We start from the raw sequence: 14,335 nt of genomic DNA, 5'->3' as shown, positions 1-14,335 counted from the left end.
CGAAGATGCTGACGCAAAGCGTCAAAGCTCTAAGTGGTCAAAGAAAATAAATCCGGGGTGACAAAGAATGCAAGATGACAATCTTAGCCGAGGCGTTCGTTCACAACATCCCAGTTGACGAGGCTCCACAGCGACTTCAAGTAATCCGGACGGCGGTTACGGTAGTCAATGTAGTAGGCGTGTTCCCACACATCGAACGTGAGCAAAGGTTTGAGTCCCTTAGTAATCGGATTCTGGGCGTTGCCCTCTTGCGTAATCACAAGCTTGCCCGTATCCAAAGCCGAAAGCCAAACCCAGCCTGAGCCAAAGAGCCCAGCGCCCTTCGTCTGGAAATCTTCCTGGAATTTTTCGAAAGTTCCGAAATCGCGAGCAATCAGCTTTGCAATTTCACCCGTCGGGACATTATTCATCGTCGGTGCCTTGAACTGCAAAAAATACATCGCATGGTTCAAAATCTGCCCAGCGTTGTTGAACACGCCCCCATCGGCTGTCTTTACGATTTCTTCGAGCGATTTGCCTTCAAAAGCGCTCCTAGGAAGTGCAGCGTTCAAATTGTTCACGTAAGTCTGCAAGTGCTTGCCAAAATGAAAGAGCATCGCCTCCTGGCTTAATGCAGGAGCCAAATCAGCCATCCCGTACGGAAGCACTGGCATTTCAAATTTTCCATTGACTGGTTTAAACATGAAGAACCCTCCTTTTTTGGATAGTTTTTATCATTGCTCAAAGTAAATATATACTCGTCCAGCGCACTATCGTATCAAAAAAGTAAGAAATGATTATTCCATATTATAGGAGAATGCTCTATTAAACAGGAGATGCCCGCTTACTTCGACTGCGCTCAGCACAGGCTCCGGCGGGCATGACAAATCAACATAAAAACAAGGCGACTGTATAAAGGCAATGCCCGCTCGGAGGCGGGCATGACAAGACAGGCACTGAGGCCAAGATGAAAGATGCCCGCACAGAGGTGGGCATGATATCGCATTATTCTTCGGCGCCTTCTTCGTCGGCACCTTCATCCGGTTCAGCCGGAGCGATCTTACCGAGCAAGACACTCACATCAACAGAAACGAGACCTGCGAGGCTCTTCACGCCCGTCGTCTTGTTTTCTTCGACCTTAGCGAAGTTCGAAACGATGACATTTGCAGAGTTCGCTTCAAAGCGGCGAGTCTTGTTCGTGATGCTCATAGAGCCCTTGGTGGCCGGGAAGAACTTAGCCTCGAGCTTAGCCATGTCCTGGGTATTCTTGACAGTCTGGAGAGCGCCGCAAGCGATTGCCCAAGTACCCTTGTTCGTTTCAATAGCGCTATTGACAAGGTCAAAAACCATGGTGTTGCCCTTGAAGGACTTGTTCGTCGTAGCTTCGTAATGTTCTCTAGCCTGGTTGACATAGTTGCCCTTCTGCATGAAGAGCATGGCGATAACGCCAAAGACGAGAACGGTAAGAGCAATGGAAATATTCTTTAAATTCATGACGTTCTCCCTTATTCGAAATGGTATTCAGCCGGCTTTTCAATCATGAGGCTGTTTGCAAGGTTATACTGGACAAGAGCGCTATAGTCGACGTTCTTGAGCTTGCCCTTTGCGAAGCTGAACTTCACAACGCAATTCTTACCGCAAGCGACTTCCTTAGAGCCCTTTTCGTTCTTGACGAGGATGGAACCTTCGGCAAGGCCAGCCTTTTCGTAAATGCCGTTCTGCACAGCATCATTGATGCCAACGCTAGAATAAAGGTGAGAAATCTGCTTGAAACGGGCATCCTTATCGGCCTGAATGGCAGCGAGGCTAGAATTGAAAGCAGCTTCGGTCTTTGCGCCGGAGAGCACCGTGTAAACAAGCTTCCAAGCCATGCTGTACTGGTCCACAGAACGCCACTGTTCCACGAGAACCTGCGTGTTCTTTTCCAAATAAGCGGATTCCTGTTCATTTGCGGTACGCTTAGCCTGTTCCTCATAGCCGCCCTTGAGCGTCATCAGGATAATGATGAGAGCGACGAGGATGACAACGTCAGCCACGACGAGGATCTTCATTTTCTTTTTATCCATAGTATTCCTTTAAAAAAAGACGTTTCAGAAACAATCTAAACTTTAATTTAAAAAAAACAAGCAAATTTAAAGTAAAAATAGAGCACTTCCGCGCCTATTTTTTATATTCTTCTCGTATGAGCGAAGATTTTTCCAAATTACCGTCCCAGATTATCTACAACAACCTCAAGGAAATGATGCGCGCCAAGAATACCGCGCACGAATCCATTTTCAAATTCCACTGGAAAAAGATGTGGCCGTTCAGCCTTATTTGGCCGCAGGTGGATTTTGTCCGTATCGTAAGGCTCATGGACGAGTTGCGCAAGAACGTGGTTTCGCAAAAAGCTCTCGTCAAAGAAGCCAAGAAGAAAGCTAAGCCGTACGAAAAGACGTTTCTCGACACCGTGCCAGCTTATTTAGACAACTTTGACACCTCTTGCAAGTGCCTTGCCGATGTCGCCCAGTGGAAGCAGGACATGCTCGAAAAGAAGCTCCACCACGACGTAAAGATGGTCCGCGACGTATCTGAATACAACAACATTCTCAAGGCTTACGAGAAGGCGCAAAACGATCTTGTGCAGGCAGGAGCATTTGTTCGTGCCGGCTGGGTCGAAGTGATTCAAGGCATCACAAAAGAGGGCGAAGGCAAATAATGCCAGCCATAAGCGTCATCATCCCCATGTACAACACCGAGGCATACATCAAGGATTGCCTCGACAGTCTCGTTGCGCAGACTTTTACGGATTTTGAAGCGATCATCATCGATGACGGATCTACCGACGGCGGAGCAAGAATCGCTGCCAGTTACGCCTCTTCGGACACACGCTTTAGGCTCATCGGACAACCGAACAAGGGACCATCCGAAGCCCGCAATACCGGGCTCAAGATTATGCGTGGCGAATACGTCACGTTTATCGATAGCGATGACTGCGTTACCCCAAACTATCTTGAGACGCTCTTTTTCATCGCACAATTGCACCAGGCAGACATTGCATGCTGTAAGAGCCAAAACATCGACGAGAATTATGTCGCCGACGGAAACACGCCAAACATAGCCGTTTCCAAATTGCTCACCGCAGAAGAAGCCGCAAGAATTGCGCTATACCAAGACAGAGTTCCTGACTATTCCGCATGGAACAAGCTGTACAAATCAAGTCTCTGGAAAAACAAGTTTTTCCCAGCCGGAACGATCTACGAAGATTTCGCCGTCATTCCTGAAATTTTGTTAGCCGCCAATAAGGTCGCCATTACAAAATCAAAATTGTACTTATACCGCAAGCGCGCCGGAAGCGAACTTGCCACGCAGATAGACCGTAAAAAGATCGTCCTTTTGCTCGACATTGCCGAAAACGTTTTTGAAGCGATGAAGCCAAAGTCGAAGGCGCTTTACAAGGCCGCCCGTAGCATGCTCGTGAGCGCGAGTTTCAGCATTCTGATGCGCACGCAGGACACCGAAGAATTCGCCGAATGCCGTCAAAGAGCGCTCAAGCAAATTCGCAAATACCGCTTTGGCACATTCTTTGACATGAGCATCCGCATGCGCAACCGCATGGCCATTTTGATTTCGTACCTCCCCCGCTTTTTGTTTCTCAAGCTTTTGAAGAAAGGTCTTTCGTGATTCCTTTAACACCTAAAGAAATTGCAATCCGCATGGCAAAGCGCATTCTCGGAGAGGATCGCGTTCACGACCATTTGATTGAGCGAGGAATCAAGTTAAGGCATTTACGCGACGGCTACGAAAATTATAGCGAGAATTGCGACGATGGCGACAGCCGCCAGACGCTCATATTCATGGCCGACGGCAAATGGATGCACGGCGGACTCACGGATCGCTTGCGCGGAATGACAAGTGCATATAAATTCGCGAAAGAGCACAATCTCGATTTCAAGATTTATCACACATCGCCGTTTGAACTTCAAGAAATATTGCAACCGAACAACGTAAATTGGGTTATTGGAGAAAAAGAAATTAGCCGCAATTGTGAAGTTGCCAAGCCCGTGCTGCTATACCGCGAAGATTTCAACAATGATTCCGCGCTAGAACGCCAGATTGATTCAAAACACAAGCAGTTCCATCTCTATTCGTGCGTGGATACAGTCGGCGAAGATTTTTCAAAATACTTTAACGAACTATTCAAGCCCTCGCCAATTTTAGAACAAGAGCTTTCGCATTACAGCGAATTGCTAGGTGAAAGCTATACCGCGATTTCGTTCCGCTTCCAGAACAAGCTTGGGGATTTCAAGGAATTCACGTTCAAGGAATTGCCTGAGAACGGCAAGCGCAAGCTGATGAGCGCAGCGATTAATGTATTAAGGAAGGAGATGCCCCATCAAGTGGGGCATGACAGATCGGATGCAACATTGTCATGCCCGCCGGTGAGCGGGCATCCCCCTCTCGTCAATGAAACAAGTAAAATACTTGTAACAGCGGATAGTCCGACGTTCCTTGCGGCTGTTGAAAACATGCCGAATGTCGTGACGGTCAAGGGCAAGAGCATCCACATCGATTTCAACAGTTCCAAGAACGCCACAGATTACCTGAAAGCATTCACGGAATTTTTCCTCATTTCAAAAGCTACGAAAGCAAAGCTCTACCGCAATCGCAAATACAAGACGTATCCGTCGAATTTCCCGAAATACGCAGCACTGCTTGGGCATGTGCCGTACGAGATTGTAGAAGATATTAAAGCATAGAATCTACGGCAAAAAATTTCTAGTACTTCAATAATTTTCGCGGAATAAAAAGTTTTGGAAGCCTGAACCAAAAACGTGGGGAAAGCGAAATCACTCTCGGAATCAAGCGAAGCGCCTTCAATTTACTCTGCGCAGCAACAGCCGAGAACCAATTTGATTTCCAGGCTCGCACAGCCTTTTTATACAACGGATGCGAACTGTAGTTTTCGGCAAGCAAACGTAGGATTTCTCCATAAATACGGTCATGATTGACATGCAAATTATCGCCATGTTCGCGGTAATAGCAGCATACAAAATCTTTTGAAACAGGCTGCGGACCGTAATGGTCTAGAATTTTAAGGTAAAGCGGATAATCTTCAAAATAATAACGATTGTCGTAACCGCCAATGGCTAAAATCTTCTCGCGCACAAACATTTCTGCGCAACCATGCAAAGCCTTTTGCCCAAGGAACGATTCCTTGAAAGTCACTTGCGGTACACTTCGCAAATAGCGCACATCCATTTCACCCAATTTGCCATCTTCGAATAATGGCATGACTTGCCCAAAACAAGCGACCGCTTCTGGATGAGCATCCAAGAAATCACTCTGGTTCTTAAGCCTGTCCGGCGGCATAATATCATCTGACGAGAACGAACAGACATACAACCCACGAGCAAGCAAAAGCGCCTCATTCAGTGTGGCGACAACACCTTTATTCGGGCGATGGATAAACATAAACCCGAGTTCTTCAGAAAGTCGTTTTAAAATTTCGGGAGAACGATCCTTGCTGCCATCATCAATGACGATTAACTCAAAATCAATACCCGTCTGTTCCATCACAGAACGGACAGCCGATTCGACATACGGCTCGTGATTATAGCTCGGCAAGATTACAGAAACTTTTGGAGTCATTTTTTGGACCCTTCCGTTTTAGCCCAATCCAAACAACCGACAAGAATAAACGAGGCGACAAGCGTCAAAAAGTTTTCGAGTGCATACGCCATCATCGGGCCGTTAAATTCATAGAGCTTAACAAAAGCAACGGTGGCACTCGCTAGGACTAGTTCAGAACAAATTTCCAGAATCAGGAATTTTTTTGTTTCACGGCGGGCAATCAGCACAAGCCCAAGAGCCCATCCGCCCACACGGAAAAAATCACCCAGCAACTGCATAGGCATATAGTCGGCAGCGCCTGCGTACGCCGAAGAAAGCATCAGCGCGACAAAAAGCGAACGGCCAAAATAGAGAATCAAAACCGCCACAAGCGCAAGCGCCATCGACTTCAAAAGAATCGGGCGGAACATGTTCCAGAACTCCGATTTAACCATTTTCGCAGAGACCTTCGGCAAGATAATCACGCCAAGAATCGCCGAGAAAAACGCCGTCAAAAAATCCGAAATTTTCCAGATGCCCTGCCAAATGCCAGCCGCATCCCATCCCAAATTCTCGCCAATGGTCATTCGCATGAACGTCAACACCACAGGCGAAAGCACCATCGGGACAATACCCATCAACGCATAAGAAACCCACGGAGCACGGATATCAAGCGCAGACTTGCGGATTTCACTTAAGCTAAACCCAGCTCGGGATGCAATTTGCGCTGCAAAAATGCCAGCAACAACGGACTGCGTTGCAACAATCGAAAGGACACTCAAACGTTCTGAATAAAGAAAGAAAGCGACCCAGAACATTTGCCACAGCGAAGACACCATGTTGATGAGCGCCCAACGGTGGTAATGCCCAAGCCCGTTCATCACCGAAGCTGTAATCGTAATGATATTTGTCGCAAAAACGCCCGGCAAAGCAAAGATAACAGCCGCCTGCACAAGACGCGGATGAATGCCCGGGAAAAATTTTTCAAGCGGGAGCATAAAGCAAAGGACAAGAGCAATGGCAAATGTCGCAATACTCGCAAAAGTTGTCAGGCGAAAACCGCCACGCCACACACCGCGCAACTGTTCCAAATTGCTTTTATTCTGCGCCGAGAGGCTTACCCAGCCATTCTGGAGCGCCAGAGAAGAAGTCGCCTGCCCTATCGTCATGAAATTCATGAACTGCCCGACGCATGCAAAAGCCGCTGGCGGAAGGAACACGGCCAAAAGCTTGTTCACGACAAAAACACGCAATGCATTCAGGATCGTCACCATTCCCGAACCCATAAACGCTTTCCAGAAATTCACAGAATTAGAACTCATTAATCGCCCCAATCACTTCGGAGACTTCTTCATCGGTCATCACAGGACTCATGGGAATGCTGAGGACCGTCTTTGCCAAGGTTTCGGCAATCGGATACTCGCCGTTAAACTCGTGCGCATACGCCTCTTGTTCATGCGGAGGAATCGGATAATGAATAAGCGTCTCGATGCCACATGCACTCAAGAAATTCTGGAGTTCATTGCGGGATTCTTCGCTCTTGAGGCGGATCACGAACACATGATAAACATGTTCCGAAGGCGTTGCAGGAATCTCGGGCAAAATGACTTTCGAGTTCTTGATCTCTGAACAATAACGGACCGCAATTTCACGGCGGCGTTCATTCGATTCGTCCAGGTGCGGAAGCTTTGCAAGCAACAACGATGCCTGCATCTCGTCCAAGCGGGAATTCACGCCCTTGAATTTATTCACATACTTACGTTCGGAACCGTAATTTCCGAGAGCGCGCACCATGTTTGCAATATCGGCATCATTCGTGAGGACCATGCCCGCATCGCCAAGCGCCCCCAGATTCTTTGTCGGATAAAAACTGAAACCAGCCGCCGAACCAAACGAGCCCGCACAGCGACCATCGCTCATACGAGCACCATGAGCCTGGGCGCTGTCTTCGAACAGGAGCAAATCATGCGTATTGGCAAACTCACAAATATCATCCATATCACAAAGGCGCCCGTACAAATGCACAGCAAGAATGGCGCGGGTTCGTGCACCGCATGCTTTTTCAAGCTGCTTCGGATCCATATCGTACGTATTTACAGAAGGCTCCACAAGCACAGGCTTAAGCCCAACAGCACTAACAGCAAGAACCGTCGCAATAAACGTATTCGAAGGCACTAAAATTTCATCGCCTTCATGCAGGCGCCCCAATTCCATGGAAGCCCGCAAAATAAGAGTCAAGGCATCAAGACCGTTCCCCACGCCTACGGCGTACTTCACACCGCAATATTCAGCAAACGCCTGTTCAAAGCGTTCACAAAAATGCCCACGAATATACCAGCCCGATTCAACAACGGAACACGCCGCATTTTTCAAGACATCCATGTACGGAGCATTAAGACTTTTAAGGTCGAGAAAAGGAACTTTAGCCATAATACCCCCTAGCGATTTTCAACGGTTCCGTCGAATTCAAACGTGTACTTTAGGTCACCCGTGCAGCCGACACTTTCCTTAAACGCACAAAGCCCCGCATTGGGAATTCCATCCTCGCTCGAAGGCCCAATGTCGAGATAGTCTACGCCCATCGCCTTGAACAGTTCAAACATCTTTAGCGCAAGCATGTTCATCGGTCGCGAAGATTCAAAACCAGGCGCATCGCCCCAATAGATCAACTGGCAAATTTGCGGAGAGACTCGGTAGACGATCGCCGCAGCCACGGGCTTACTCTCCAAATAAAGGACAAAATACTGGATTGTCACAACAGCAGCAGTCGCCGCAAACGCTTCAAGCGACATCTTGAGCGGATAGCCCTTATACTCACGATTCTGCCGGATAACGTCATAGCAAGTCGCAACACCTTCACGAGTTGTCTCTTCGCGAAGTTCATAAGGCAACTTGGCGGCCTGCTTCAAATTACGCTTCGCCATATTCCAAAGACGTTTTTCATACGGCTTCGAGTCCGTAAAATCAAAAGCGTAATTCAAATCGGCATACAAGAGCTTGAATCCAAAACGCAACATCGCCGAAACGCATTTCGTGAGGTACGTCTGGCTATAGAATACAGGAGCAAACGTGATGTGCAACTTTTTCTGAGCGGACGAGACAAATGCAGGCAAGGCCCCAATGGCTTCGTCAATTTCATCAATCGTCACGCCCTTGGCACAGGCAAAGCCTCCAAAAGGCGCCGAATAAGGAGAAAGCCACAGCGATCCGCGTTCACCCACGGCAAACCCCAATCGAAAACCGTCATGGTCAAAAGCAAAAAAACGGACCGCATCGACCTTGGAGGCATTCAACAAATTGAAATCAGAGCGCAAATAGCAAGCAAGGGGGTTCGCAAAGTGTTCTGCATATTTACAAGCATCAATTTCAATCCAGGCCATAGGACATTCCATGTTTCAAAAACGTTTTTATTCAATATAAAAAAAATCGGCTCCGTTAAACGGAACCGATTACTGAGCTACGAAGGGCTCGAACCTTCGACCCACGCCTTAAAAGGGCGTTGCTCTACCAACTGAGCTAGTAGCCCGAGCAGGAGCAAATATATAAAAACATTTTTGTATTGTAAAGGTATAGGAATGCTCAATAAATAAAAAATTTCGCATATACAGCGCCCTAATCTTAAAACTTTCTCTCGATTTTTTATAAATTTACACCATGGATTTACTGAAAAAACTATCAGCAATAGCGGCTCTCGCCATCGCATGTCCGGCAGCGGAACTTGGCTACTTTTCTAAGCACGATGCAGGGCAAGAAGTTTTTTCATTCCTATCGACTTTTGACAGTCCGCGCAATGCAGCCCTTGAAAAATCGGCAGCAGCACTTCCGACCACGGACCCGTCCATTGTACAGTTGAACCCAGCTGCAGTACTCATTGCCGATGGCAAAAAGCGCGTTGCCGAAGCCCACTGGCAAACAGGTGAATTCGCAGACAACCAGGGAACACTCTCGTACACAACGCAGTACAAAAAGTTTATCCTGCAGTTTTCATACAACTGGATTTCGTACGGCTCAATTACAGGCTACGATGAATACGGCGAAGAAAATGGCAGCGAATACAAACCGTTTAGCCAGCTTGTAACCGCAACAGTCGCATTCCCGATGAAGCACATCCGCTTTGGTGCGACCCTTAAATTTGTTTCGGACAAACTGACTGGCGATACAGGCGACCAGACCGCCATGGCTGCAGCTTTTGACTGGGGCTTGACATGGATGTCCGACACCAAGAACTACGGTTTTTCATTTGTCGCAAGAGACTTTGGCGCCATGCTCCGCAGTTACGTCAAGAACGGCTCTGATGACTATCCGCTATCGCAGACGTTCGCCTTTGGCGGCTTCTTTAAGCCCCGCAGCGTACCGCGCTTGACCTTGTTTGGAGAAGCAGACTTTCCTCGTTACGCCGAACCGGATTTGAACCTCGGTGCCGAATACGCACTTGGCGAATACTTCCGCATTCGTGCTGGTTTTACACGTACATGGCTCGATCTCTCCCGAGACTTCAAGGAATTGGCATCATCGTCTAGCAGACCTGACGAAACAAACGAGGCCCGCCTGTTCAGCCTCGGCCTTGGCTACAATTCTAGTTTATTCGCCTTTGACTACGCATTCTCCGTTCTGCCCGAAAGCTTGGGCTACGAACACAGAATTGGTCTTCGCGTAGAATTCTAAAAAGAGATACACCATGCGGCAGTTCGATGTTTTTGTTTTTGACGAAAACTACGACGAAGCACAAGGCAAGCTCCCCCAACCGCCATTCACAGATCCAGAACTCGGCTGGTTTTTCACAAGCAACTGGAACAAGCATCTCGACGAGATTGAAGGGGAATGGGTTATTTTTGCGCACCCAAGCATCAAGATTAACCGCAACTTTCTGAACAACGTTGCCGAGGTTACAGACTCTTTCCCGATGGTCGATGCTTTCGCTCCAAGAATCCGTACAGACAAAGGAAAATTTTTAGGCGGTTATTTATTAAAGCCTGCCGCTAAAGGTTCCGGCTTTGTAGAAATCGACGAGAACGCTCCACTGCGCTATGTGGCGGCCCCGCACCCGTTCCTCGCCGTATTTTCTCGGCGCATCATCCAGCGCACCGGAGGCTTTGACACAACGCTTCCGGAATACGCAAGGCTTGCAGACTTTACGCTCCGCATGATGCACGCCGGCGGCAAGATGTTCTCCGTGCCGTATTTGGTTGCACAAGCAACAAACGAAGAAGCCGAGACAGTTGTGAGTAACGCAAGCTCTGAAAAGGCTCGCGGTCTTATGGGAGTGCGCGACCTCAAGTCAACAGCAATCGTCTTGTCTAAAGCATTTGGTGCAGAAGCATCCGTGCCATTTGCACTCCACCATCCAAGCGTCATTCTGACGCTACTCCGCAACCGCAAACAGCGCAAAGAAAAGCGCAAAGCAGCAACACTCCTCTCCAAGCTCAAAGCGGACTTTCTGAAAGAAGTGACTGCAAAATAAGCAGAAAAATCCCGAAATTTCAAAAAAGTCCTAATTTACGTGATAAATATATTCTTTTTTCATTTTTTCACGTAAAAACACACCAAATTTCAAAAATCAGCATCAAAAGCCATCATTACATACAAAAAAAAAGAACCCCGCCGAGTGGCAGGGTCTTTGAAAGGTTTCTAGCGGAGGTGTGGGAATCAATTTGCTTTGAGCGTTACGCCCACACCACTAACACTATTCAGAAATCTTACTTGGCGATCACGCGGGCCATTTCGCAAACCTTGTTGCTGTAGCCCCATTCGTTATCGTACCAGGAAACAACCTTAACGAAGGTCGGGTCAAGCTGGATACCGGCCTTAGCGTCGAAGATGGAGGTCTTCGGGCAGTTACGGAAGTCGGTAGAAACAACAGCTTCGTCGGTGTAACCGAGGATGCCCTTGAGTTCGCCTTCAGAAGCTTCCTTCATAGCAGCGCAGATTTCTTCGTAAGTGCAAGCCTTCTTGAGTTCGACAGTGAGGTCAACAACGGACACGTCAGAAGTCGGAACGCGCATAGACATACCAGTGAGCTTGCCATTGAGCTGCGGGAGAACCTTACCAACAGCCTTTGCAGCACCCGTAGAAGACGGGATGATGTTTTCGAGGATGCCACGGCCACCGCGCCAGTCCTTCTTGGACGGGCCGTCAACGGTCTTCTGAGTAGCAGTTGCAGCGTGAACGGTGGTCATGAGGCCACGGACGATGCCGAACTTTTCGTCGAGAACCTTGGAGATCGGAGCGAGGCAGTTGGTGGTGCAGGAAGCGTTGGAGATGATCTTCTGACCAGCGTAGGTCTTGTGGTTAACACCATAGACGAACATCGGAGTTGCATCCTTGGACGGAGCAGACATGATGACCTTCTTGGCACCAGCCTTGAGGTGAGCAGAAGCGAGTTCTTCGGTGAGGAAGAAGCCAGTGGATTCAACAACGACGTCTACGTCAAGAGCGCCCCAAGTGATGTTGGTCGGATCCTTTTCAGCGAAGATCTGGATCTTGTTGCCGTCGACGATGAGGAAGTTGCCTTCGACCTTGATGTCGTGGTTGAAAGCACCGTGGACGGAGTCGTACTTCAGCATGTATGCGAGGTAGTCAGCGTCGAGGAGGTCGTTGATACCGACAACCTGGATGTCATTTGCGAAGTTTTCCACAGCAGCGCGGAACACCATACGGCCGATACGACCGAAACCATTAATACCGAGTTTGAGAGCCATTATTGGATCCTTTTTTTATTGTTGAAATTGCTACCCACCTACACGGTGGAGCTTTGCTGGCTGGAAAGATACAAAAAATCAAAGTTTTTGTGTAGTAATAATCGAAAAAAAAGAGATTTGGGGGCTGTTTTAGGGGGCAGAATCCGTCCAAACGGGCTAAGACCGCCATATGAGGTTTGGAGGGGGAAGCCTTCCCCTGTTTGCAGTCCCACCTCAGCCTGCATTGCACGCGAACAGGTCCTCGCCTTCGGCTGCGGAATTGTTCGCTTTGCAAGCAGGCTTTCGATGGGTCTTCCACCACCCCTACTACGGGGCTCGCCGCCCCGTAACGCCCCGGCTAAACCGCTATTCGTCATTCTTTATACAGCGGACGGAGAGCTTTCTGTTCATTTCGATAGTGTTCAACCCAACATCGTCATCGGAAAATGTGATGTATAAATGATGAGCGTATTTAAAATATTTCTTTAATGTAGAACTCCAAAAATTAGCGCTGAAGCCTTGGTTGTTGAGGGAATCGGCGGAGGATCCGCCGTAGCCCGCCGGAAGGGCTCTGAAGCCGTATGCATCCGTGCCGTTACCATTGCCAAACCAGTCAGTTGTAGATTTTAGCTTTCGACCTGCGGTTGTTCTTGAACCGGTAACCTCGATAAGAGTTTCGAACTCTGCATAGGAAGGTAGATGCCAGCCTTCAGGGCATACTCCGCGCACCGGGTATATCGGTGAGCAGTCGCTTAATTCAATACTTAAATCAATACAAGACCTGATGTTTTCGCCCCAAATGCCATCGATGTCCATTGCGATGCTCCAATCGTATAAGCGTCCGTATTTTTCGCAGTTTTCGGAGGAACCACCGTAGCAAATGCTATTTTTTGTTTCCAGATTGAGGTTTTCAGCCATCCAGGTTTGGCTTCCGATTTTCACGGTTTTGTAAGTCTGACCATCACGCTCGTCGGTAAGGGAGCCATAAGAACCAGAATAAGCAGACTCGGTTGCCGCGTCCAACTTGGTCGATTTTCCCTTGAGGCAGCGAACATAACGTCCCATCCCCTTATCGGTTATAAAAAGATACGCCTTACCATTTATGCTGTTTGGCTCGTCCAATTTTAGGCAGAAAGAATTATTTTCGTCATTTTCCGTAGAAGTCCAAAAAAACGCAGAACCGCTAAATAAGCCGTATGTTCCATCGACCCACCTAAATCCGCTGCCCGTAGCCGAAAATCCATAGTCGTCAGTTTCGCCGTCCAAGAGATTTTTGCTAGCGCGGTTCGATTCTTTGGACCCGCCGTCTACGGACGCAATCAGCGTTTCGAACTCAGCCATTGTCGGGAGATGCCAACCGGAGGGGCAGGCAATCGATGCGGATTTCCAAGTGTAGAGCACCCCACCAGATTTGCATCTATCCTTTTTGTCTTCGTAACAGAAACTATCTTCAGCCTCGTATTTGAGGTTCTCGGCCATCCATTCCTGTTCACCGATTTTTACGGTTTTGTATGTTTTGCCGTCACGGTCGTCGGTAAGCAAACCGTATTCACAGTTGTCGTCTTCGTCGCTAGATCTGCAAGCAGGCACTTGCAAATTTTTGCCGAAACTTGACTGAGCGTCAGATGAGCTGGAAGCATCGGCAGAACTGCTAAATTTTACAGCTTCGCTACAGGATGACGATGATGATGTGACGCTGGACGAGGACTTCGCGGAACTGCTGGACTTCGCGCTGCTAGATGTCATGCCAGACTCCGTTCCGGCATCGCCGTTTTTCTTGGATGAACTACTTGACTTGCCCGTATTGATGGTTTCAAACCAATGGTCGCCATCGCATTCGTAGTCCGCTTTGAGGTCTTTCACATAGACCTTTTCGCCGATGAAGTCATCGCCGCATTCGAACTTTTTAAGTTCGTCCATATCGGCCACTTCGCTAGGCAGCTCGGAAATTTTAGGTGAAGACGAACGATCATCGCCACAAGCGACGAACAAGACAAGAGAAGTGAGAATCCAAAATACATTTTTCATTTGTATTCAAAATAGAAAAAATCTTTGAACCCAATTTAAGCAACTCTTTGAAAATATTT

Annotated in this window: 14 protein-coding genes and 1 tRNA gene; 5 read left to right on the top strand and 10 right to left on the bottom strand. The window is 48.1% G+C overall.

Annotated elements, in window-relative coordinates:
- Nucleotides 1-83 precede the first annotated feature (83 nt).
- The 3 genes from B7991_RS03195 to B7991_RS03185 form a co-directional block, all read right to left on the bottom strand.
- Nucleotides 84-683, bottom strand: a complete 600-nt coding sequence (locus tag B7991_RS03195; RefSeq protein ID WP_088629564.1) for a superoxide dismutase — start codon at nucleotides 681-683, stop codon at nucleotides 84-86.
- 301 nt (nucleotides 684-984) lie between these two features.
- Nucleotides 985-1,473 (bottom strand): hypothetical protein, encoded by a 489-nt coding sequence (locus B7991_RS03190; protein ID WP_088629563.1) that lies wholly within the window; start codon nucleotides 1,471-1,473, stop codon nucleotides 985-987.
- 11 nt (nucleotides 1,474-1,484) lie between these two features.
- A complete protein-coding gene (locus B7991_RS03185) occupies nucleotides 1,485-2,045 on the bottom strand; it encodes a hypothetical protein (protein ID WP_088629562.1) in 561 nt (186 codons plus the stop codon).
- A 116-nt stretch (nucleotides 2,046-2,161) separates the two neighbouring features.
- On the opposite strand from B7991_RS03185, the gene B7991_RS03180 reads away from it, so the two are divergent.
- Genes B7991_RS03180 through B7991_RS03170 form a run of 3 tightly spaced genes read left to right on the top strand, consistent with a single transcriptional unit; the run spans nucleotide 2,162 to nucleotide 4,718 of the window.
- The gene (locus tag B7991_RS03180; protein ID WP_088629561.1) at nucleotides 2,162-2,677 is read left to right on the top strand and encodes a hypothetical protein; all 516 of its coding nucleotides are present in this window, start codon (nucleotides 2,162-2,164) and stop codon (nucleotides 2,675-2,677) included.
- Nucleotides 2,677-3,642, top strand: coding sequence for a glycosyltransferase (locus B7991_RS03175; protein WP_088629560.1), 966 nt, complete (start codon nucleotides 2,677-2,679; stop codon nucleotides 3,640-3,642). Before B7991_RS03180 ends, B7991_RS03175 begins: the two co-directional genes overlap by 1 nt.
- Nucleotides 3,639-4,718, top strand: a complete 1,080-nt coding sequence (locus tag B7991_RS03170) for a hypothetical protein (protein ID WP_088629559.1) — start codon at nucleotides 3,639-3,641, stop codon at nucleotides 4,716-4,718. The genes B7991_RS03175 and B7991_RS03170 overlap by 4 nt, the downstream gene beginning before the upstream one ends.
- A 19-nt stretch (nucleotides 4,719-4,737) precedes the next feature.
- Here B7991_RS03170 and B7991_RS03165 read toward each other — a convergent pair whose 3' ends face one another.
- The 5 genes from B7991_RS03165 to B7991_RS03145 all read right to left on the bottom strand — a co-directional run bounded on the left by B7991_RS03165 (nucleotide 4,738) and on the right by B7991_RS03145 (nucleotide 9,097).
- Nucleotides 4,738-5,610, bottom strand: coding sequence for a glycosyltransferase family 2 protein (locus B7991_RS03165; protein WP_088629558.1), 873 nt, complete (start codon nucleotides 5,608-5,610; stop codon nucleotides 4,738-4,740).
- Entirely contained in the window at nucleotides 5,607-6,893 is a 1,287-nt protein-coding gene (locus B7991_RS03160) for an O-antigen translocase (RefSeq protein ID WP_235002796.1), read from the bottom strand. Before B7991_RS03160 ends, B7991_RS03165 begins: the two co-directional genes overlap by 4 nt.
- Nucleotides 6,883-8,001: a DegT/DnrJ/EryC1/StrS aminotransferase family protein gene (locus tag B7991_RS03155; protein ID WP_088629557.1), complete on the bottom strand. Its 1,119-nt coding sequence runs from the start codon at nucleotides 7,999-8,001 to the stop codon at nucleotides 6,883-6,885. The genes B7991_RS03160 and B7991_RS03155 overlap by 11 nt, the downstream gene beginning before the upstream one ends.
- Nucleotides 8,002-8,009: 8 nt before the next feature.
- Nucleotides 8,010-8,951, bottom strand: coding sequence for a hypothetical protein (locus tag B7991_RS03150; protein WP_088629556.1), 942 nt, complete (start codon nucleotides 8,949-8,951; stop codon nucleotides 8,010-8,012).
- A gap of 73 nt (nucleotides 8,952-9,024) precedes the next feature.
- Nucleotides 9,025-9,097: transfer RNA gene (locus B7991_RS03145), tRNA-Lys, on the bottom strand.
- A 128-nt stretch (nucleotides 9,098-9,225) separates the two neighbouring features.
- Here B7991_RS03145 and B7991_RS03140 point away from each other — a divergent pair.
- Both B7991_RS03140 and B7991_RS03135 read left to right on the top strand, forming a co-directional pair.
- Nucleotides 9,226-10,236: a hypothetical protein gene (locus B7991_RS03140; RefSeq protein WP_088629555.1), complete on the top strand. Its 1,011-nt coding sequence runs from the start codon at nucleotides 9,226-9,228 to the stop codon at nucleotides 10,234-10,236.
- Nucleotides 10,237-10,249: 13 nt separating this feature from the next.
- Complete coding sequence (locus tag B7991_RS03135) at nucleotides 10,250-11,032, top strand: hypothetical protein (RefSeq protein WP_088629554.1); 783 nt, start codon at nucleotides 10,250-10,252, stop codon at nucleotides 11,030-11,032.
- A 235-nt stretch (nucleotides 11,033-11,267) separates the two neighbouring features.
- Here B7991_RS03135 and gap read toward each other — a convergent pair whose 3' ends face one another.
- Complete coding sequence (gap, locus tag B7991_RS03130; RefSeq protein ID WP_088629553.1) at nucleotides 11,268-12,269, bottom strand: type I glyceraldehyde-3-phosphate dehydrogenase; 1,002 nt, start codon at nucleotides 12,267-12,269, stop codon at nucleotides 11,268-11,270.
- 345 nt (nucleotides 12,270-12,614) lie between these two features.
- The gene (locus B7991_RS03120) at nucleotides 12,615-14,276 is read right to left on the bottom strand and encodes a fibrobacter succinogenes major paralogous domain-containing protein (protein ID WP_088629551.1); all 1,662 of its coding nucleotides are present in this window, start codon (nucleotides 14,274-14,276) and stop codon (nucleotides 12,615-12,617) included.
- Nucleotides 14,277-14,335: the final 59 nt, after the last annotated feature.

Source organism: Fibrobacter sp. UWB3 (genome assembly GCF_002210405.1).
Lineage (GTDB): Bacteria > Fibrobacterota > Fibrobacteria > Fibrobacterales > Fibrobacteraceae > Fibrobacter.
This window is presented reverse-complemented; position numbering and strand designations above follow the sequence as displayed.

What these genes read in the sequence shown, in the direction of transcription:
- B7991_RS03195 (WP_088629564.1), bottom strand. Translation starts at nt 683, where the DNA reads ATGTTTAAACCAGTCAATGGAAAATTTGAAATGCCAGTGCTTCCGTAC.
- B7991_RS03190 (WP_088629563.1), bottom strand. Translation starts at nt 1,473, where the DNA reads ATGAATTTAAAGAATATTTCCATTGCTCTTACCGTTCTCGTCTTTGGC.
- B7991_RS03185 (WP_088629562.1), bottom strand. Translation starts at nt 2,045, where the DNA reads ATGGATAAAAAGAAAATGAAGATCCTCGTCGTGGCTGACGTTGTCATC.
- B7991_RS03180 (WP_088629561.1), top strand. Translation starts at nt 2,162, where the DNA reads ATGAGCGAAGATTTTTCCAAATTACCGTCCCAGATTATCTACAACAAC.
- B7991_RS03175 (WP_088629560.1), top strand. Translation starts at nt 2,677, where the DNA reads ATGCCAGCCATAAGCGTCATCATCCCCATGTACAACACCGAGGCATAC.
- B7991_RS03165 (WP_088629558.1), bottom strand. Translation starts at nt 5,610, where the DNA reads ATGACTCCAAAAGTTTCTGTAATCTTGCCGAGCTATAATCACGAGCCG.
- B7991_RS03160 (WP_235002796.1), bottom strand. Translation starts at nt 6,893, where the DNA reads ATGAGTTCTAATTCTGTGAATTTCTGGAAAGCGTTTATGGGTTCGGGA.
- B7991_RS03155 (WP_088629557.1), bottom strand. Translation starts at nt 8,001, where the DNA reads ATGGCTAAAGTTCCTTTTCTCGACCTTAAAAGTCTTAATGCTCCGTAC.
- B7991_RS03150 (WP_088629556.1), bottom strand. Translation starts at nt 8,951, where the DNA reads ATGGCCTGGATTGAAATTGATGCTTGTAAATATGCAGAACACTTTGCG.
- B7991_RS03140 (WP_088629555.1), top strand. Translation starts at nt 9,226, where the DNA reads ATGGATTTACTGAAAAAACTATCAGCAATAGCGGCTCTCGCCATCGCA.
- B7991_RS03135 (WP_088629554.1), top strand. Translation starts at nt 10,250, where the DNA reads ATGCGGCAGTTCGATGTTTTTGTTTTTGACGAAAACTACGACGAAGCA.
- gap (WP_088629553.1), bottom strand. Translation starts at nt 12,269, where the DNA reads ATGGCTCTCAAACTCGGTATTAATGGTTTCGGTCGTATCGGCCGTATG.
- B7991_RS03120 (WP_088629551.1), bottom strand. Translation starts at nt 14,276, where the DNA reads ATGAAAAATGTATTTTGGATTCTCACTTCTCTTGTCTTGTTCGTCGCT.